The organism is Wolbachia endosymbiont of Drosophila barbarae, from assembly GCF_044752445.1.
GTDB lineage: Bacteria > Pseudomonadota > Alphaproteobacteria > Rickettsiales > Anaplasmataceae > Wolbachia > Wolbachia pipientis.
The window spans coordinates 14,168-34,273 of the sequence record NZ_JBIXJM010000249.1; the positions used below are offsets into that span (position 1 = coordinate 14,168).

The following is a 20,106-nucleotide window of genomic DNA, read 5'->3' on the forward strand; positions in this document are numbered from 1 at the left end:
TTCTTTGTCTTTTTTTCTGCTTAGTAAATTTCTTAAACATTTGCAGCGTAAGTTAGTTGCAATTAAAAGCGGCTGAATCTCGCTTGTCAAGCGTTTAAAACATAAAAAACGCCAATATTTTAAAGCGGATAATAACCACGGGGCTTCTTTTGCCTTTTTTTTATTTGGTAAATTTCTTAATGTTTATGGCTAAACGACAACCGTCATCCCGCTAGCGGGATCTCTTGTTAGCGGCTGAGATACCGCGAATGAATCGCGGTATGACGTAGGGATTGCATTAGCTATAATTCTTTAGTTTTCACTTTTCTTTTAACCTTGCAATGATATTTTCTTTGCCGATAAAAATTAATAATTTAGCGAGCTCTGGTCCTGTTTCTGTTCCTGTTAAAGCTGAACGCAACTGCGTAAATAGGTTTTTTGCCTTTATATCCACTGTTTGTCGAATAGTTTTGACCCATTCTGACAACGTGTTTTCATTACAATCACCTTGGGGCAATGCATTGAACGCAATTTTTATAAGCTCCTTATCAAGAATCACAGGCTCTATATCGGATTTGCATATTTTCCACCACTTGGCCACCTCAGAAAACCTTTCTATATTGTTCTTTATAAAATACCAAAACTCTGAGGAGTCCACTCCAATTTGATTTAAACGTTCTTGTATAATTTCAAATGGCATTTGTTGCAGCACTTTGCTATTTAGCTTGTATGCTTCACTCAAGCTAAATTGCGTACATGCTGAGCTAAATTTTTTAATGTCAAATGAATCAATCAAAGATTGCATACAGGCGCAAGCTTCAATTGGATTGGATGTTCCAAGCTTCACTAAATAGCTAACTAGTGCCATCGGTTCAATTTCATCTTCTTTTATAGATTTAATGTCCAGCACGCCGGTTCGCTTGGATATTTTGCTATCATCAAAATGTAGCAGAGAAAGGTGAGCAAATGTAGGGATTTTCGCTTTTAATGCTTTAATCATTTGGATTTGCACTGCGGTATTAGTTACATGATCTTCCCCGCGTACAATATGAGTTACATTAAAGTCAACATCATCAGTAACAGAAGGTAACATGTATGTGTAAATTCCATCTTCTCTTTTTACCACAGGATCGCTGATGTGACTTGTTGCAATATTTATTTCACCTTTAACTTCATCATTCCATTTAACAACTTCATTTCTATCCAACTTAAATCTAAAATGTGGTCTTCTTCCTTCTTGCTCATAACTAATTTTCTCTTGCTCAGTTAGAAGTAACGCGCTTCTGTCATATACAGGGGGAAGTCCTTGTTTTAACTGCAATTTTCGTTTAATGTCTAACTCTTCTCTTGTTTCATAGCATGCATAAATATGCCCTTCTTTTATTAACTGCAAAAACACCTCATTGTAACGCTCAAAGCGCTCTGATTGCTTGAAATTTGCATCCCAATTGATACCAATCCATTTCAAATCTTGTATGATATCATTTATATATTTGACATCTGAACGCTGAAGGTCAGTATCATCAAAACGGAGTAAAAATTTTCCATTTTGATTGCGTGTGTACATCCAACAAACCAAGGCAGTTCGTACGTTTCCTACGTGGAGGTAGCCAGTTGGGCTTGGAGCGAATCTTGTTAGCATTTAAACAGCAATATTGTTTACTCTAATTTATTTTAATTTTATATAAATGTACGGCTAAAGCAAGCGAGATCTGCTAATACAATTGAGCAAAAGAAGAATAAGTATGGCTATAGCATTGTGGCACCTTTGATGTTTGAGACCATATGATGAATTCAAGAAAATTCATGGCTTGACGACAAAGGCTAATGTAGCATTATATTGGTATCATGACTAACTTAGAAAAGATGAGAGAAAAACTGCAAGATCAAATAAATTATCATAATGTTTTGTATCACCAAAAAAATAAGCCAGAAATAAGTGATGCTGAATATGATGAACTGAAGAAAAAGTTAGCTGAAATAGAGCCAGAAATTTATGCAACACAAGATAGTGTTGGTGCTCCACCTGATGAGAGGTTTTCTAAGGTGGAACATCAAGAACCTATGCTTTCCCTTGAGAATGCTTATGATGAACAAGGTGTAGAGAAATTTTTGTCTAAAATAAAGAGGTTTTTAATTGAGGACAAAATAGAGATATTATGTGAACCAAAAATTGATGGGTTGTCGTTTTCTGCAATTTATGAGGATGGAAGATTTGTTAAAGCTGCAACTCGAGGTGACGGTTTTGTAGGAGAAGATGTCACTCACAATGTTGCAACAATAAAAGGCTTTCCTAAGTTTTTGCAAGGTGTGCAAGGAAGACTAGAAGTAAGAGGTGAAATATACATCAGTAACAGCGACTTTTTAAAGTTAAATGAAAACGATGAATTTGCCAATCCTCGAAATGCAGCCGCTGGTTCTCTAAAGCAATTGGATGCAAACATTACAGCAAGCAGACCTCTTAGATATTTTGCTTATTCTTTGATTGGTGGAGCAGAGAAAAGTCAAAGTGAGGTACTAAATAAGCTTGAGGCACTTGGTTTTTGCGTAAATGAGCATCAGTCCTTAACGAGTAGTTTAGATGGAATGCTGAAGTTCTATAATGAAGTCTATAACTGTCGCTATAACTTGGATTATGATATTGATGGAATAGTCTATAAAGTAAATGATTTGGTACTACAAAATCGTCTAGGGAATACTCACAAAGCACCGCGCTCAGCACTTGCATACAAGTTTTCTGCGGTTTATGCAAAAACAAAGTTAAACAAGATATTTATACAGGTGGGCAGAACAGGGGTTTTAACTCCAGTTGCAGATTTAGTGCCAGTCAATGTTGGTGGGGTGCTAGTTAGTAGAGCAAGTCTGCATAACCAAGATGAGATAAAACGTAAAGACATAAGAGAGGGAGATATTGTAACAATCAAAAGGGCAGGGGATGTAATTCCCCAGATCGTTGAAGTAAGCAGAGATTCTCGTCTTCCAAATACACCTGAATTTGTGTTTCCTGAAGTATGCCCTGAATGTGGTAGTAAAGTACGTCAGGTTGAGGGAGAGGCTGCAGTAAGATGTCCTGAGGAATTTGCCTGTAAAGCTCAAATAATAGAAAAACTAAAGCATTTTGTATCGAAAGATGCATTTGACATTGTTGGCCTTGGTGATAAGCAGATAGAGTTTTTTTACGACCTTGGTCTGATAAAACAAATTCCCGATATTTTTACTTTAGAAGAAAGATTGGATGAATTTAATCTGGAAGAACAGTCTGGTTGGGGCAAGAAATCAATAGCTCATTTATTAAATGCTATACAAAGCAGAAGGGTAATAACTCTAGATAGGTTTATATTTTCTTTAGGTATTAGATTTATTGGTCAAGTTGCAGCAGAATTGCTTGCAGATTATTATGTTTCTTATAATAACTGGTATAATTCGATGATTGAACTGTCATCAGATAATACTGAGCTAGTCAGTATAGACGGCATAGGAAAAAAAGTGGCTGAATCTTTGGAATCATTTTTTTCTAAGGAACATAACATCAAAATGTTAAATGATCTTACTGCTTGTCTTCAAATTCTTCCTGTGAGCTCCAACTCTAGTAACTCTGTTTTAAATAATAAAATTATAGTGTTTACTGGTAAGCTACTTGCTATGAGTAGAGGAGAGGCAAAAGTAAGAGCCAAAACTCTAGGAGCAAAGGTCAGCTCACATCTTTCTGCTAAAACTGACTACCTAATTGCAGGAGAAAAACCAGGATCCAAATATAAAAAGGCAGTGGAATTAGGTGTGGAAATTTTAGATGAAGACCAGTGGCATAAAGTGGTAAGTTCGGGAGTGTTCAAATGATACTTGGATTGTATATTAAATCAAAGTTGCAAGACTATTTAGAGAGTAGCCAATTCTTTCCATCCAAGAATCATTTTATTGACTTGCCTCAATTTTTCAACAGAAGGCAAGTCTTCTGTGCTGAGTGGTAGGCGGACAGTTTGATGTTCTATGAGCCCAATATCATGCAAAAGTGCTTTAGTGGGTATTGGGTTGCTGGCAATAAATAACGCTTCGCAAGCCTGTTGCCAGATATCTGCCTGAGGGTTCCTGCCATTGAGGCACTTCTTAACATATTCATGCGCTATGCGTGGCCAAACATTGGCAGCAACGGAAACCAGGCCAGCCGCACCATAAGCAGCCATATCAGATATCATATTATCATCTCCGCAAAAGACCTCAATATTTGGTGCAACTTTCTTATACTGAGTTAAAGTATCAACAGTGCCACTTGAATCTTTGATAGCCCAAAATTTTTCGTGACTGGATAAGTTGCGTACAGTTTCAGCATGAAGACTCACTCCTGCTCTCGATGGAATATTGTAAAACATAGCCGGCACATGTGCTTTTTCAAGTAGCTTTTCAAACCATAAAGTCTGCCCCATAATTCCAGGCTTTGCATAAATGGGAGTTGTCATTAGATAGCCATGAATAGGCATACCCTTGCAAAAATCAAGCCATTCAAGAGTCTGATATAGATTCACTCCTGGTACGCCAATTATAATTTTCGTACTTAATTTTAGCTTACATACAAATTCAACTAATGTACGCTTTTCAGAATCAGTAAGCGATAGGCTTTCACCTGTGCTACCCAGCAACACTACACCATTTTCAGCTTTAACTTGCATTGTCAGTAAACGCTGCAAACTGTTATAATCTATGCTATCTCGATTGCAATTAAAAGGAGTAACACAAGCAGTCCATAAAAATGTAGATTTCAATTAAAGTTATTAAAATGGTATTTCATCGTCGAGTAGTTCATCTTTTATATCGTTGTCAAAACTTTCGTGCTTATTTTTTTGTTCTGTTTCATTTTGCTTGTATTCACTCGGCTTGTAATCGGAATTTGGTCGTGAATCGAGGAGAGTAAGAGCGCTATTAAAATTATATAGAACCACCTCTGTTGTGTATCTTTCACCACCGTTTTGGTCAGTCCATTTTCTAGTTCTCAAAGAACCTTCAACATAAACTTTACTGCCTTTGCGTGCAAAATCTTTGACGATTTTTACTAATCCTCCACTAAAAATTACGATATTATGCCATTCTGTCTTTTCAGAGCGTGTACCGGAAAGTTTGTCAGTCCAACTTTCAGACGTGGCTATTGAAAAACTTGCCATTTCTTTTCCATTTTGTGTAGTCCTAATTTCAGGATCTTTTCCTAAATTACCAACTAGTATGACTTTGTTTATGGTACCACCAGACATAATTATGCTCTAAATAAATCCTTTTATTATCTTATGTGAAAATACTATTGTCAAATTTAATTAAAAGTGCGCTTGGAGGGATTCGAACCCACGGCCTTTGCCTCCGGAGGGCAACGCTCTATCCAACTGAGCTACAAGCGCATATATATTTAAGTTATTTAATAGATAAGCCATCCAAGTCAAATTTTTGTTTTGGATAAAGCGTAAACATAATACTCCCATATCCAAAATATACATTTTGAGAATCATTCGCATGCTTTTTTATTGCTTTTTGATCTACGGTCCATACAAAAGTTACATAATTTTCATTGACTGAGTGCACTTTTAAATCCTTGGTATTTATAAACAGCTTTCCATTTACCCATATTTTCCATGTATCGGGAGAAAGATATAAAATTGAGTCTAAACTCACTACCTTACAGTTGAAATTATCTGATACCTCCTCTTTTGCAGCTCTTGAAGATCGTAAATTGAACTTTTCCATTTCATTGACCATTCTATTAACTGGCTCTTCATCAAAAAAAATGCTTTTTACGTTACTATATTGTGACAAAACGTCAAAGTCACTTTCCACTGCTTCTCTTATTATATCGTCCCGATCTGTATAGCTTAGTTTTTGATTGTTGATAAAGAAACACTCTTTTGCACGCAAATTTGCTATATCAATAAAATCGTCGATTTCTTGATTGCCAACTTTAAGAATACTTTCAAAATATCTTTTTTCTATCATCATTCCATACTGAGAATGATGACAAACCATTTCATCATTACCTTGTTTTTCTATATATACGCATAAATTTCCACTATTTAATCCTAATATTTTATGCTCAATAAAATCTTCATTGCCAATATATTGTCGGCAAGAATACTCCTTACAAATTTCTATGCTTTCTATGATATCTTCACAACTGCAATATGCATTAACATTAGAAATGAGTAGCGTAAAAATAAAAAACAGCTTTATGTTCATCACCTTATCTACTTAATATAGTATACCAATCAAAGACTATATTAGCTCTCACTATCTCTATCATATTACCATTCAAAATCTGATTCATAGTTGCAGCATCAATATTTCTCTGCTTATTTAAAATAAGAGATTTGATCATAACATAACCGGGCAGATTTGGAATAGACTGTAGAAATAAAAAAATATGCTTATCGCTGATTGAGCTTAAATTTAGGACCACTTCACTTTTTATTACTTTTGTGCGTTCACTTTTGTTGTGGAGCTCAACTTCTTCGGGTATAGAAATTGATATTTCAGGTTCTAATATATAGTGCTTTTTATATAACTTGCTAAGCTCGAAATTTAAATTTGCAATGTATCTGCTACTATGTAAATTTGAAGAAGAAATTTTTTTCCATAAATCTAGGTTTTTATTTAGAACAACTTCCTTTTTTTGAATTCCAGTAATCTGTAAATTAATAGAACGTATTTTATCAATCGCAATTTGGTTTTTATTATAAATCTTTTCGTTATAGATAACAACATATGTTAATAACCCTATTAATCCAACAGATAATAACAAATACGATATAAACTGAATTGTAGCTTTTCTTTTTAATTGAGAGATAGTCATTAATCTACATTGCCTCTCCTATTTCAACATCAATAGATAGATTTTGCTCTTTAGCAGCAGGTAAGCTAGAAATATTAATGTCATAGGTACGAAAATTATCGTTTAAATTTTTTCGTAGTTTCTCGTATTGATGAGAAATATTTTTACCGGATTGAAAATTAAACTTTAAAGTTGTGGTAATATAACTTTTTGCCTCATTATAATTCCATTCAAATGATCGAAGCTCTATACCTGGTATTTTTAACTTTTCTACATACTTAACTTGTGTAAGAGGAGAGTATTCTATTTTTGATAAAATATTATTGATATTAATAAAATCATAAATTTCATCTATTTTTTTTACATTATAGCTTTGGCTAAGTTTTGTTAATTGGTTATTTAAGGTGTTCTGCTTTGCTGATAAATTATCAGCGACATTGAAATTTGAATACAAATTTAGCAAACAAAGGGTGTTTGTTATAACTAAAACCAGGGCGAAGTATAGAAAAATTCGAGGAGAGTTTAAATAAAGGTAATTGAATAGATAAAATTCTTTAGTTTCCTTTGTATTAAAAATAGCTGCTAATTTATTCTTAAAGCTATGAAACAAAATTATGGTATCGCAAAAGTTATCTTTTTCACTTATAGCTAGTTCTGCTCCTAATAGTTTGCCTAACTCATATGGAGTTAATATGTTCACACTGTTCTCTGAAAAATTTATGACTGATAAACTAGCTTTGATATCTTCTGACACTATGATACAAAGGTCGATAGGGTTATTTTTTTCAAACCCAAACTTAGTTAAGGATCGAATAGTATCTTGCACTTCCTGATATATTCCACCAGCAATAATTCCTGGTAAATTATCATTAGTAAATGATGTTAAGCGCGTAAATACCATTTTATTCTCTTTAAGAACCACTTGTCTATAGCCTCCCGTTTTAGTTGCAGCAACTATAATTTTCCAATTATTAGGATCTTTATGTAGAATCTTTTTTGTTATATTACTTATTTCTATAGGAAACATTAATATTCCCTTAAAGTTGGAGCCTATCTCAATAAACACATTCAACCAATATTCTACTAAATGCTTTGCTTTTGATGAAACAAGAAGATAGCACCAGTTTTGATTGAATTTGTTTGGCTTCTCAACCAAAAAAACTGAACTTATGTCATTATTACGAGAAAAATGCTCCATCTTTGTTTTTGCTGATAGATAGGCACTAATCTTGTTTGCCCTTGTAATAAACTGTAGCGAGTAATTTTGATCTGCATGATTAAGCACCAGGTATAAAGGTGCTTTTTTATCTGACGAAAGACATGAAATTAAATCGGAAACTGCTTTATCGTTTTTGCCCTTAACAAAATACCTTTTATTTAAAGTATTATTTTTAAAATATAGTAACATTATGCCTTCTTCTCCAATAGAAAGCATAAACTTACTTTTGGATTTTGAACTAAACATATTAACAAAGCATATACTTATCTAGAATTAAAAAGGCAATTTATTGAAATTCATTAAACGTTAGAGGGAAATATTGTTATAAATTTTCGCAGCAACATTATTTATATTATAATTTTTTTATAAAATTACCACTAATATTAAGTTATTTAGATAACAAATTAAGAAAATTCATTAAGACGAATTTGTTGTTTTTCAAATTGTAGGTAAACCTAAGCCACTTTAGCTATATCTGCCGATTGACTTTAATTAATAAGAGTTATTAATCTATTTACTATTCTTGTAATATTATTTCTAATGGTAAAGAAATATATATTTTTCTGGAACAGTTGTTATTTCAGATACAGAATTTATTGTAAGTAAACTAACCATTTGCTGAAGAGCGCTCATCTTCTGTGGTACTTGATGATGGAGCAACTAATTTGCTCAAAATCTCATCTTTTGGTCCCATAGCGTAAATGACACCATCTGACATGAGGATCACCTTATCAACTACGGACAATAACGGTAGCTTGTGAGTGATGATAACAGTAGTAGTATTTTGTTTTCTTGCAATGCCAATTGCATTAATTAAGCATGCCTCTCCATTGCTATCTAAGTTAGCGTTTGGTTCATCAAGTACTAAAAGTTTTGTGTGACCATAAAAAGCTCTGGCAAGTCCAAGAAGCTGTTTTTGGCCGCCAGAGAGCGTTACTCCTCCAGGACCTCCTATTGTTGTATCATATCCATTTGGTAAGCTTAGTATTAGTTCATGTATTCCTGCAATTTTTGCTGCTTTGATTATTTCTTCAGGATTTGGATCTGGCCTCATGCGAGCAATATTAGCTTTGACACTAGTGTTAAATAACTCAATATCCTGAGGTAAGTAGCCAACATAATTACCAAAATTTTCTCGATTCCAAGTATATACATCAGCGCCATCTAGTCTGACTACACCAGATATTGGCTTCCATACACCAACAGTTAATTTTGCGATAGTGGATTTACCAGAAGCACTTGCACCAATAACACCAACTACATCTCCAGGATCTATAATGAATGATATTCCTTTTACTGTCGGCTTATTGCTTCCATAAGGAGTAAAAAATACTCTATCAAATTCCAATTTTCCTTCAGGTTCTGGTAGAGCCATCGTTTGCTCTCTTTTTGGCGATGTTAATATAAGTCTTTGTAGCCTTCCATATGACATTCTAGCCTGATTTAAAAACTTCCAAGTATGAACCGCAGCATCAAATGGTGCTAATACTCTACCCATTAAAATTGAAGCAGCGATGATGCTACCGGCAGTCTTATGAGCTGTGATTGCAAGTAATGCACCTGTTCCAATCACTGATATTTGCAGAGTTGAGCGCAAAAATTTAGTGATTCCAATAATTACATTAGAGCGATTTTGTGCTTTAATTTGCATTGCTCGGTTCTGATCATTTCGTTTACACCAATCAGAGACTATGAATTCTGACATGCCCATAGCTTCAACCACTTCTGCATTTCTTGTTGCAACATCTATAGCATTGATATTCCGTATAGTTTCTTCGTTGGTTTCTTGTAATATTCGTTTAGTGGCAAGTTCATTCCATATTGCCATAGAGACTAATATAATAATTCCAGTAATAGCTATAAACCCCGTGGAGGTGTGTATCATGAAAATCACAACAAGGTAAATTAACGACCATGGAGTATCAAACAGTGAGAATATACCATTTCCTGTAATGAAATTTTTTATCACTCCGAGATCTCGTATTGCTTCACCACTTGAAGTTGAGCTCTGCACTGACGTTAGCCTGATTGACCTTACTATCAGATCTGGTGTTGCAGTTTTATCGATCCAATCACCTATTTTTGCCATGGCTAAATATCGACAAGTTTCAAGCATTGCAGAACATGCAAATGCAGATAAAGTGATAATTGTCAGCATAGTTAGTGTTGATACACTTTCGCTCGATATCACCCGATCAAGCACTTGAGAGGTATAAAGTGGTAGGAATAACATTAATAAATTGATTCCCGCACTAAACCAAAAGATAAACCAAAATGCACTTTTGCATTTTTCTAGGCAAACATATAGAGTACTTTGCTTCAATTCTTTTTTTATTGATGGCGTAATTTCCACAATCTTCCTCTTAATTTGATTACATGCACCATATACAATTTTTATTACAAAAATATTAATAACGGTAGTTAGCTTACTTTAAGTGAGTAAAATATTAATATATGTGAATAGGAAATATAAACAATGGTAAAAAGAAGTATAGTTAATATTTCCTTCATTGCCTATAGCGAAGCTACGTCATACCGCGATTCATTCCATAGCTGTACGAACATTCATTTTTGAAGGTAAACTGCACAGCAAATGGTGTCATGAAAGTAGCTGACACTGGGATGGCTTTGTTGCATCGCTACTTATGAAAGGCTAACTATAATTAGGATTATAAGCAACNTATTGAAAATCTTGTTTTTTTGCAATCAATCTGATCAAATTTAAGAATAGTAATTTGTTATTTATATTAATAAATTTAATTCTATTGAAAATAGCTAAAGCATTTAAATTCTTGAATTTTAGCCAGATTAGTGAGTGGTAGTGAAATTTCTTTTACTCAAATTTAGGTATTCACTGACCGTTAAAAGCTGGAATACCATTTGCCATATGAATTTGTGCATTGACATTTACTGTGCTAATTCCCTGAAGCGCAACGGTATTTATATTTGCAATCATAATATATTATATAAAATTGTTAATACAATATATTAAAGAAGCGATGAAGTAAAGGCTACAGCAATTAAAGATGGCTTAACTTAGCAAAAAAGTGTAGTATTCTATCACTTTGCTGATTACAAATGTTTATAAGGATAATCACTTTTTTCTTACTATATTCAAGTACGGCTTTTTGTAGTGATTGTAATTTTAATTTACCATACTGTGGGCTCAGTTGTAATCTAGATCTATCATATAGAAATTTAAGTAATATAAAAAAATTATTGAATAACGACGATAAGTTTGTTGCGCTTACGTTTGATGATGGACCGTCTAACAATAGAGTAAACGATATTATTAATGTTCTGGAAAGCTATGAAGCAAAAGCAACATTTTTTGTGCTTGGTGAACGTATAAATGAAAAAACGTCTGAAATAGTAAAGAAAATTCATGAATCAGGTCATGAGTTAGGCAATCACTCTTGGTCGCATAGGAAGTTGACATCACTTTCAAGTGAGGAACAATTGCAAGAATTGGAAAAGACAAATACAGCAATTAAAAATGCAATAAAACAAGATGTAAAATGGTTTCGTCCGCCATATGGATGTTATGACGATAATCTGATTGAAAATACTGATCAATTAAATATGTATTCAATATTATGGACAGTTGATTCGCTAGATTGGCAAGGTGATAAGCCAGAAACTTTAGTTGAAAGAGTTTTAAGTAATGTACATAATGGAGCAGTTATACTGTTTCATGATCACAATAACAGGTCAAACACAATTGAAGCTTTACCTCATATTATTAAAATACTAAAAAAATCAGGTTATAAGTTTGTGACCTTAAGTGAGTGGGAAAAAAGGGTTTGTAATACGGTAAAAGCCAGAAGTGTAACAATAAAAGAGGGGAAAAAAGTGTGTTTTGAAGGAATGTTATGTGGACAAAAAACAAAGTCTTTAACCGCAGAGCATTCATATTAGGTGGTATTCAGCTTACCATTTCTGCGGTTTTTAGTTGCAGGTTATATAATTTACAAATACGAAACAGACAAAAGTACGAAGCACTATCTAATAGTAATAGAATAAGAGTTGCTACTATTATGCCTAAGCGGGGCAAAATTTTAGATAGGAATAGCATTGAACTTGCGGTAAACAAAATTTCGTATGTTGTTTTGTTTGATGGTTCTGGTAAGGAAGTTGATTTGCAGACATTATCAGAAGTCGAGTCTAAAATAGCAAAATCGTCAGAAAAAATAACTGCTCTTTATAAACGTTATTACCCATTTGGTTCAATGTGTTCTCATGTAATCGGATATACAAAAAGACAGCAAGGCATAAGCGAAGTAGGAATCAGCGGTATTGAATATACATATGATCATATATTGAAAGGCAAGTCAGGAAAATCTGAGCAGGAAATAAATTCTAAAAAACGCGTCATAAAAGAATTATCAAGCATACCACAACAAGACGGACAAGATGTACAACTGACAATTGATATTAATCTGCAAGAGAAAACCGCAGAGGTATTTAAAGATCACCAAGGCTCCGCAGTGGTAATTGATGTAAATAATGGAGAAATTTTAGCATTATATAATTCACCTTCTTACGATAATAATCTTTTTGCTAGCAGGCTATCAAATGAGACTTGGGAGAGCTTGAATGCTCCTTCATTGCCGCTCGTGAATCGTGCGTTATCATATCAAATTCCACCTGGTTCAATATTTAAAGTAATAGTTGCGCTTGCGGGTTTAAAAGACGGGATAATAACACCAGAAGAGAAATTCTCGTGCAAGGGCTATATGAAAATAGGTGAGCGGAAATTTCGTTGCCTGAAAAGCAAAGTCCATGGATATGTATCTTTAAATGAAGCAATGGCATTATCATGCAACACTTACTTTTATAATATAGGGAAAAAAATAAGTGTAGACTCTCTAGTAGAAATGGCCAGAAAATTTGGTATTGGAAGTGGGCCACTGATTGGAACGTTTAAAGAAGAAGCTCCAGGGTTGTTGCCAGATAGAGATTGGCGTACACGAAAGCTATATTCGCAGTGGTATTTAGGTGACACTATCAACTTAGTTATAGGACAAGGGTATATGCTTACAACACCACTACAGCTTGCAGTTCTTGCAGCGAGGATTGCAACAGGAAAAGAGGTAATTCCCCGCATTAAGATGAATGAAACGATACAAGATTTTCCCGATATTGATGTGGATTGTGAGCATCTTAGCATAGTTCGAAAAGCTATGTTTGATGTGGTGAATTCTAAAACTGGAACCTATAAGAAAGGGCTAAGCGGTATACAAATTGCCGGTAAAACCGGTACACCAGAGATAAACTCTAAGGGTGAAAGTCATAAGTTATTTATCGCTTATGGCCCTTACCATAACCCGCGCTATGCAATCTCTGTGTTTATAGAACACGGCAAAGCCCCACGCCAAGATGTTGCAATTGCTAATGAGATATTTCAGTATATGCTTGAAACTATGAGTATTAAACTTCTTGCATAACCATATAACGAACTTTTATTGGAAATAGAAACGAAAAAACTTACTTGACAAACTCCACCAGCGCCCTTATCATGATAGTGAAGCTATTGTATTTGCTTTCGCCAATCTGCAGATTAATATTGTTGGCTTGCCGGATAAAACTGTTGCAGAATCCAGAGAGCGCATCAGAGCAGCGTTAAATTCAATCAATCTACTACTACCTCCAAAAAGAATTACAGTTAATCTCTCCCCTGCGGATTTGCTGAAAGAAGGCAGTCATTATGACTTGGCTATTGCTATTGGACTACTTGTTGTAATGAATGTGATACCAGTTGAAAAAGTTCAGTCTTATATAATCATGGGTGAACTGGCTCTTGATAGCAGAGTTATTCCAGTTTCAGGTGTGCTGCCAACAGCAATTAATGCAAAAAAGGACAATAAAGGAGTAATTTGCCCGAGAGGAAATGGTGTAGAAGCTGTATGGGTGAAGAATGTTTCAATTCTGGCTATAGAGAAATTAACTGATATTATCAGACACTTTAAGGGTGAGCAATTAATTCAGCCAGTAATTTTTAATTATAGTGATGCACCCAAAGAAAAAAGATTGGTTCCCGATATGAAGGATATCAAAGGCCAAGTTGTTGCAAAAAGAGCAGCTGAAATTGCAGCAGCAGGTGGGCATAATATGCTTCTTGTTGGCCCTCCTGGTACTGGAAAGTCAATGCTTGCTAAACGCTTTATAGGGTTGCTGCCTGATTTGACCGAACAGGAGATGATTGATGTTAATATTATTTCCAGCATAACAAAAACTGGTAACGAAATATTCAAAGTAACTCGTCCCTTTCGTGAACCTCATCACTCATGCTCTATGCCAGCAATGATAGGGGGAGGAAAGAATGCAAAACCTGGAGAAATTACCATGGCTCACAATGGCGTGTTGTTTCTTGATGAGTTACCTGAATTTCCAAGACTCGTGCTTGATTCTCTGCGCCAACCACTTGAAGATAGAAAAGTTACCGTTGCAAGGGCAAATGCTCACATAACCTACCCTGCCAATTTTCAACTGATAGCTGCAATGAACCCTTGCAGGTGCGGTTATTTAGGTGATGCAAGCAGATCGTGCAACAAAGCTCCAAAGTGTGGCACAGATTACAAAAACAAAATATCAGGCCCATTGCTTGATAGAATAGACATATGCATTGAAATGCCAAACGTTAGCATACTCTCTCCTGAAATCTCTGTGGAGGGAGAAAGTACTAAAATCATAAGAGGAAGGGTGATAGCAGCGAGAAAAATTCAAACTGAGCGTTATAGTAAATTGAATGTTCGTTGTAACGCAGAAGTAAGCGGTGAAGCATTTAATAAATTTACTGAATCAGATCAGGCAGGGTTAGAATTGCTAAAATACGTACTGAAAGAAAATTACATTTCCAATCGATGCTACACACGCGTATTAAAAGTTGCAAGAACTATTGCAGATCTTGCAAAAAGTGAAGAAGTAAAAAGAGCACACATTGCTGAAGCGCTCAATTACAGAATAAAGGTATATTAAAAAATTAGTTTACTTGACAGGCAATTTTTTTTACTATATGCTTCCTTAATGAAATTTTAACATTCTATTTAAGGAGTAGAGTTATGGCATTAACAAATTATGAGTATAGAAAAGGGGATGGCATTTTTCATGCTATTTCAGAAGGATATATACGAGCTGAAAAATACTGGGGAATTCCTGGTGCTGCTGGTGGAGCTGGTCAGTACGCTATGCATAATAAAGGGAGAACAGCATTATTTCCGCTTGCAGTTGCAAGTGTTGTCTTTACAGCAATGCATATGAAAGCAGGCTTTGTTAGTGCAGCAGAAGCTTCTGGGTTTCTTGCTAAGACTGCCAGTTACTTTGTTGGAACAAATCAAGCAATAGCTGCTTCATTACCTGGATTTATCGGAACAGGTGTTGCTGGTCAGATAGTTGCGGGTGCCATAATGGCAATTGCTGCAGCTGCTGTTCTTTATGGAACATATCAAATTGCCTCAAAATTAAAAGATGTTGCGGTTGAAGCATTGAAAGGGGAAGAGAAAGATAAGGGAGCTAATAATCTTTAACAAAATAAAAAGGGATAGGTTTCTGTCCCTTTTTATAAACGTTTTCTATTTTTTGCATCGGTTAAGTGATGTCATCTAAGAATCTAGTTATTATAATTAACGGCACTTATTAGTATAAATGTTAAGAATAAGTAAATCCCGTTTACTGTTTACGCCTATAGAAGTGAAAAGTATTTGCATATTATTAAAAAAGCGGTAACTTATTATCAAGTGAATTCGCTAAATTTGAGTAATTTAAATGTCTATTGATCTTAGTCTGCCGGAGTTACCTATATTGCACCCAAGGATTACCGTTGTGGGAGTGGGTGGTGCTGGTGGAAATGCTGTGAATAACATGATCCAATCTAATTTGCAAGGAGTGAATTTTGTTGTCGCAAATACCGATGCTCAAGCACTAGAAAAGTCGTTATGTGATAAAAAAATTCAGCTTGGCATTAATTTAACTAAGGGGCTTGGTGCTGGTGCTTTGCCTGATGTTGGCAAAGGTGCAGCAGAAGAGTCAATTGATGAGATTATGGAGCATATAAAAGATAGTCATATGCTTTTCATCACAGCAGGAATGGGCGGTGGTACTGGAACCGGTGCAGCACCGGTAATTGCAAAAGCAGCCAGAGAAGCAAGAGCCGCAGTTAAGGATAGAGCGCCAAAAGAAAAAAAGATATTGACTGTTGGAGTTGTAACTAAACCGTTCGGTTTTGAAGGTGTGCGCCGTATGCGCATTGCAGAGCTTGGACTTGAAGAACTGCAAAAATACGTGGATACACTTATTGTCATTCCAAATCAGAATTTATTTAGAATTGCAAATGAAAAAACTACATTTTCTGATGCATTTAAACTTGCTGATAATGTTCTGCACATTGGTATCAGAGGAGTAACTGACTTGATGGTCATGCCAGGGCTTATCAATCTTGACTTCGCTGATATAGAAACAGTAATGAGCGAGATGGGCAAAGCGATGATCGGCACCGGAGAGGCAGAAGGAGAAGATAGAGCAATTAGTGCTGCAGAGGCTGCAATATCTAATCCATTGCTTGATAATGTATCAATGAAAGGTGCGCAAGGAATATTAATTAACATTACTGGTGGCGGAGATATGACTCTGTTTGAAGTTGATGCTGCAGCCAATAGAGTGCGTGAAGAAGTAGATGAAAATGCAAATATAATATTTGGTGCTACTTTTGATCAAGCGATGGAGGGAAGAGTTAGAGTTTCTGTTCTTGCAACTGGCATTGATGGTCGCAATAATAAATCAGAAACTTCACCTATAAGTCAGAGCGAAGACTCAGAGAAAGAGAAATTTAAGTGGCCATATAGTCAAAGTGAAAGTACACAAGACAAAACACTGGAAACAAAACCAGCTGAACAGGTAAGCGAAGGAGCTAAGTGGGGCAGCAATATCTATGATATACCAGCTTACTTAAGAAGAAAAAAATAATGCAATTTTGGCTACTTAAGTCAGAGCCAAGTGAATACTCATGGCAAAAAATGGAAAAGGAGCAGGTAGTTGAGTGGGATGGTGTGCGCAATTATCAAGCTCAAAATTACATGAAAATTATGAAAGCAAGCGATCTTGCGTTTTTTTATCATACAGGTAAAGAGAAAGCAATACTTGGAATCGTTGAAGTATTTAAAGAGTATTATCATGTTAATGATCCCAAGTTCGGATTAGTGAATGTAAAGTTTTTGAAACCTTTAAATAACCAAGTAACGTTAAATAATATAAAACAAAACCCACTTTTGAAAAATATGACTATATTAAAACAACCACGTTTATCAATTGCCCCAGTTTCGGAAATTGAATGGAATGAAATAATAAGGATGAGTGATGTGTAATACCTGTCATTTCAGTTCCTAAATGATGTCATCTCAGCACACAACGCACAGCTGTATGAATATTTGTCTCGAAGGCAGTGCATTAAACGTTATAGCCGATTTTGCATCAAACACAAAGGTGTCATTCCAGTGCTTGACACTGGAATCCAGCCTTAATGCAACCACATTAAAGCCGTTGTGTTTTAATATAAGATTAGCTACTTTTATATTCACTAACTTGATGTCTAATCAAAATTCCTGGATCCCAGTGCCTAGACACTGGGATGACATCCTTCTAGTGTACAATATTCGTACAGTTGTGTACATGACACAAGGGTCTATAACTCTTCTTTTTTGGATTCCAGTGTCAGCTATTTGCATGACACCCTTACTGATGTGTCACTTATGTTAGAAGTAAATATTCTTGACAAGAAATGGTGCAGCATTATAGAAAATCCTAAAAATTTTGTATTAGGTGTCATCAATGCTTCTCTAAAAGAATTAAAAATAGACCACTATAAACCAAATATATCAATAGCTCTGGCTGATGATGACTTGCTACATCAACTTAATTTAAAATTTAGAGAAATGGATAAGCCAACTAACGTACTATCATTTCCGTATGAACAATTGTCTAATGAGTGCGATTTAGGAGACATAGCAATTTCAATAGACATAATAAAAAGAGAATCGCATGAGTATTATATACCCATTCTTGCTCACATTGCACACATGTTAGTGCATGGATTACTGCATTTACTTGGTTATGATCACCAAAAAAAAGATGAAGAAATTATAATGAAAAATCTAGAAAGAGAGATTTTAGCTTCGCTTGGCTACAATATGTGTGCGATTTAAAAGGAATTTAATAAAAATATAGTAGATGATAATAAAATATGTTATCTACAAAGGGTTTTAGCTATAAACAATAAAAGGTAAGTGATATGGTTCAGTTTTCTTTGCCAAAGAATTCTAAAATTAATCAAAAGGGCAAAATTTATCCTATTCCTGCTAGAGCAAAAAACATCAGAAGATTTCAAATTTACCGTTGGTCTGCTGATGACGAGAAAAACCCTAGAATAGACACATTTTTTATTGATATGGATAGTTGTGGCCCTATGGTACTTGATGCATTAATAAAAATAAAGGATGAAATAGATTCGACTTTAACTTTCAGACGTTCTTGTAGAGAAGGCATATGTGGATCTTGTGCCATGAATATTGACGGAACCAATACTCTTGCATGTACTAGATCTATACATGATATAAAAGGTGACGTAAAAATATATCCATTACCTCACATGTATGTAATAAAGGACCTAGTCTCGGATTTGAGCCAATTTTATGAGCAATACAAATCAATTAAACCTTGGTTACAAGCAGATAAGCCTGCCCTACCAAATAAAGAATACTCTCAATCTTCTGAAGATAGAAAAAAATTAGATGGCTTGTCCGACTGTATATTATGTGCTTGCTGTTCGACTGGTTGCCCAAGCTACTGGTGGAATAGTGATAAATTTTTAGGACCAGCAATACTATTACAAGCTTACAGATGGATTGCTGACAGCCGTGATAATAAGACAGGTGAAAGACTTGATGTTTTAAACGACCCATTCAAGTTGTATCGTTGTCATACAATAATGAATTGCACAAAAACTTGTCCTAAAGGACTTAATCCAGCAAGAGCAATAGCGAAAGTAAAACAGCTCATGGTAGAGAGAGAAGGAGTTTAAGTATTATCTTTTGCATTCTTCGTAAGAGAACAGCAAACCTTCCGAAGCGTAGGGTATTGTTAATACCCTGAACGCTTTTCCGTTTGTGAAGTGCATCGTATCATCGTACGATTCAAATAATTTTTTGAACAACTCATGTCTTTGGTTACTAATAGTTTGAAAATCCTCTTTTTCTAAAAGCTTTTTAGATTCGAAGAGGTAAAGCATAACTTCGTGATAAGTTGGGTAAGATGCCAAAAATTTTGGGTCAAATTGAAAGGTTTTTATAAAAGCATTATTATAAAATTTTAGCTTTTGATTCTTACTATATATTACTATAGCAACCGGTAACCTCTCAAGCAAATTTTTCTGTGTAGCTAAATAACTGTTTAATTCAGTATATAATTTCTCTGTATCACTAACATCTTTCCCATACATTACTATGCTACCAGAACCTTGTATTGGAATTTTAACAAAATCGAAAACCTTAGGTTCGTTCTTATAAGTTATGACATGTCTTCCTGGTTTTGTGCTATGAGCGCTACCGGTAATAGCAAATTTCTTAGAACCATCTACATATTTATCATAAAACAAGTTATAAAATTCCACCTTTCTACTCTTGTTATATCTTAGTATTGGAAACGGTAAAGAGTTGAAAACGTTTTTATAGCTCTCCACTTCCTGTGTAAGCTTACTATTTTCTAACTCAAGTCCGTTAGCCTTTATCTTACAGTCTGAGACATTCCTTATCCATAACAGCACACCTATCACATTGTTAGAATCATCTATTATGCTTCTACCGTAACATATGCAATAAACCTCACTGTCTTTTGACTTTAAATCTAGAGTAAAAGATTTATTTATTTCCTTTGCCTCAACAAAATTTTTGATTAAGCTTTCTGATTGCTCAAAAAAATTCACAAACTCATTAAATGAATAAAAAACAGTATTAAGCAAAATTAGTAAATTGGGAGAGAACTTTTCTATACGTTTTTTTGCATCCCAAATATAAAACCCATCATTCACAGTATCAATTAAATTATTTATGATAACATT

18 protein-coding genes, 1 tRNA gene and 1 pseudogene are annotated in these 20,106 nt (G+C 34.7%); 9 read left to right on the forward strand and 11 right to left on the reverse strand.

What is annotated here, in order from left to right; genetic code table 11:
* Positions 1-298: 298 nt before the first annotated feature.
* Positions 299-1,621 (reverse strand): glutamate--tRNA ligase, encoded by a 1,323-nt coding sequence (gltX, locus tag ACIPNH_RS06420; RefSeq protein ID WP_155969083.1) that lies wholly within the window; start codon positions 1,619-1,621, stop codon positions 299-301.
* A 206-nt stretch (positions 1,622-1,827) separates the two neighbouring features.
* On the opposite strand from gltX, the gene ligA reads away from it, so the two are divergent.
* Complete coding sequence (gene ligA, locus ACIPNH_RS06425; protein ID WP_264724004.1) at positions 1,828-3,816, forward strand: NAD-dependent DNA ligase LigA; 1,989 nt, start codon at positions 1,828-1,830, stop codon at positions 3,814-3,816.
* Between the two features lie 38 nt (positions 3,817-3,854).
* On the opposite strand, the gene dapA is transcribed toward ligA, so the two are convergent.
* The 7 genes from dapA to ACIPNH_RS06460 form a co-directional block, all read right to left on the reverse strand.
* The gene (dapA, locus tag ACIPNH_RS06430; protein ID WP_400772302.1) at positions 3,855-4,736 is read right to left on the reverse strand and encodes a 4-hydroxy-tetrahydrodipicolinate synthase; all 882 of its coding nucleotides are present in this window, start codon (positions 4,734-4,736) and stop codon (positions 3,855-3,857) included.
* 9 nt (positions 4,737-4,745) lie between these two features.
* Complete coding sequence (gene ssb, locus ACIPNH_RS06435; protein ID WP_400772305.1) at positions 4,746-5,219, reverse strand: single-stranded DNA-binding protein; 474 nt, start codon at positions 5,217-5,219, stop codon at positions 4,746-4,748.
* A 67-nt stretch (positions 5,220-5,286) separates the two neighbouring features.
* A tRNA-Arg gene (locus ACIPNH_RS06440) sits at positions 5,287-5,360 on the reverse strand.
* A gap of 13 nt (positions 5,361-5,373) precedes the next feature.
* The gene (locus tag ACIPNH_RS06445; RefSeq protein WP_264724007.1) at positions 5,374-6,189 is read right to left on the reverse strand and encodes a hypothetical protein; all 816 of its coding nucleotides are present in this window, start codon (positions 6,187-6,189) and stop codon (positions 5,374-5,376) included.
* A gap of 4 nt (positions 6,190-6,193) precedes the next feature.
* Positions 6,194-6,802, reverse strand: a complete 609-nt coding sequence (locus ACIPNH_RS06450) for a hypothetical protein (RefSeq protein WP_015589194.1) — start codon at positions 6,800-6,802, stop codon at positions 6,194-6,196.
* 4 nt (positions 6,803-6,806) lie between these two features.
* Complete coding sequence (locus tag ACIPNH_RS06455) at positions 6,807-8,246, reverse strand: hypothetical protein (protein WP_015589193.1); 1,440 nt, start codon at positions 8,244-8,246, stop codon at positions 6,807-6,809.
* A 361-nt stretch (positions 8,247-8,607) separates the two neighbouring features.
* Positions 8,608-10,353: a type I secretion system permease/ATPase gene (locus ACIPNH_RS06460; protein ID WP_400772309.1), complete on the reverse strand. Its 1,746-nt coding sequence runs from the start codon at positions 10,351-10,353 to the stop codon at positions 8,608-8,610.
* Between the two features lie 725 nt (positions 10,354-11,078).
* Between ACIPNH_RS06460 and ACIPNH_RS06465 the strand changes: the two genes are divergently transcribed.
* The 6 genes and pseudogenes from ACIPNH_RS06465 to ACIPNH_RS06490 all read left to right on the forward strand — a co-directional run bounded on the left by ACIPNH_RS06465 (position 11,079) and on the right by ACIPNH_RS06490 (position 17,359).
* Positions 11,079-11,918, forward strand: a complete 840-nt coding sequence (locus ACIPNH_RS06465; RefSeq protein ID WP_010962787.1) for a polysaccharide deacetylase family protein — start codon at positions 11,079-11,081, stop codon at positions 11,916-11,918.
* Positions 11,873-13,447 carry a penicillin-binding transpeptidase domain-containing protein gene (locus tag ACIPNH_RS06470; RefSeq protein ID WP_006280388.1) on the forward strand — a complete coding sequence of 525 codons (1,575 nt, stop codon included), beginning with the start codon at positions 11,873-11,875 and terminating at the stop codon, positions 13,445-13,447. Before ACIPNH_RS06465 ends, ACIPNH_RS06470 begins: the two co-directional genes overlap by 46 nt.
* Positions 13,448-13,562: 115 nt before the next feature.
* Positions 13,563-14,978 (forward strand): annotated as a pseudogene (locus ACIPNH_RS06475) (YifB family Mg chelatase-like AAA ATPase); the annotation flags it as partial.
* A gap of 83 nt (positions 14,979-15,061) precedes the next feature.
* Positions 15,062-15,526, forward strand: coding sequence for a hypothetical protein (locus ACIPNH_RS06480; protein WP_400772314.1), 465 nt, complete (start codon positions 15,062-15,064; stop codon positions 15,524-15,526).
* A 238-nt stretch (positions 15,527-15,764) separates the two neighbouring features.
* Entirely contained in the window at positions 15,765-16,961 is a 1,197-nt protein-coding gene (gene ftsZ / locus ACIPNH_RS06485) for a cell division protein FtsZ (RefSeq protein ID WP_010962790.1), read from the forward strand.
* On the forward strand, positions 16,961-17,359 hold the full coding sequence (locus ACIPNH_RS06490; protein WP_007549395.1) for an EVE domain-containing protein: 399 nt from the start codon (positions 16,961-16,963) through the stop codon (positions 17,357-17,359). Before ftsZ ends, ACIPNH_RS06490 begins: the two co-directional genes overlap by 1 nt.
* Positions 17,360-17,392: 33 nt before the next feature.
* Here ACIPNH_RS06490 and ACIPNH_RS06495 read toward each other — a convergent pair whose 3' ends face one another.
* Both ACIPNH_RS06495 and ACIPNH_RS06710 read right to left on the reverse strand, forming a co-directional pair.
* The gene (locus ACIPNH_RS06495; protein WP_022626337.1) at positions 17,393-17,572 is read right to left on the reverse strand and encodes a hypothetical protein; all 180 of its coding nucleotides are present in this window, start codon (positions 17,570-17,572) and stop codon (positions 17,393-17,395) included.
* A gap of 15 nt (positions 17,573-17,587) precedes the next feature.
* On the reverse strand, positions 17,588-17,719 hold the full coding sequence (locus tag ACIPNH_RS06710; RefSeq protein ID WP_255322244.1) for a hypothetical protein: 132 nt from the start codon (positions 17,717-17,719) through the stop codon (positions 17,588-17,590).
* A 24-nt stretch (positions 17,720-17,743) separates the two neighbouring features.
* Between ACIPNH_RS06710 and ybeY the strand changes: the two genes are divergently transcribed.
* Positions 17,744-18,196 carry an rRNA maturation RNase YbeY gene (gene ybeY / locus ACIPNH_RS06505; protein ID WP_264724019.1) on the forward strand — a complete coding sequence of 151 codons (453 nt, stop codon included), beginning with the start codon at positions 17,744-17,746 and terminating at the stop codon, positions 18,194-18,196.
* A gap of 86 nt (positions 18,197-18,282) precedes the next feature.
* Positions 18,283-19,071 (forward strand): succinate dehydrogenase iron-sulfur subunit, encoded by a 789-nt coding sequence (locus ACIPNH_RS06510; RefSeq protein ID WP_010082472.1) that lies wholly within the window; start codon positions 18,283-18,285, stop codon positions 19,069-19,071.
* Between the two features lie 3 nt (positions 19,072-19,074).
* Here ACIPNH_RS06510 and ACIPNH_RS06515 read toward each other — a convergent pair.
* Positions 19,075-20,106: hypothetical protein (locus ACIPNH_RS06515; protein ID WP_400772317.1), on the reverse strand; the 1,032-nt coding region annotated here is incomplete at its 5' end.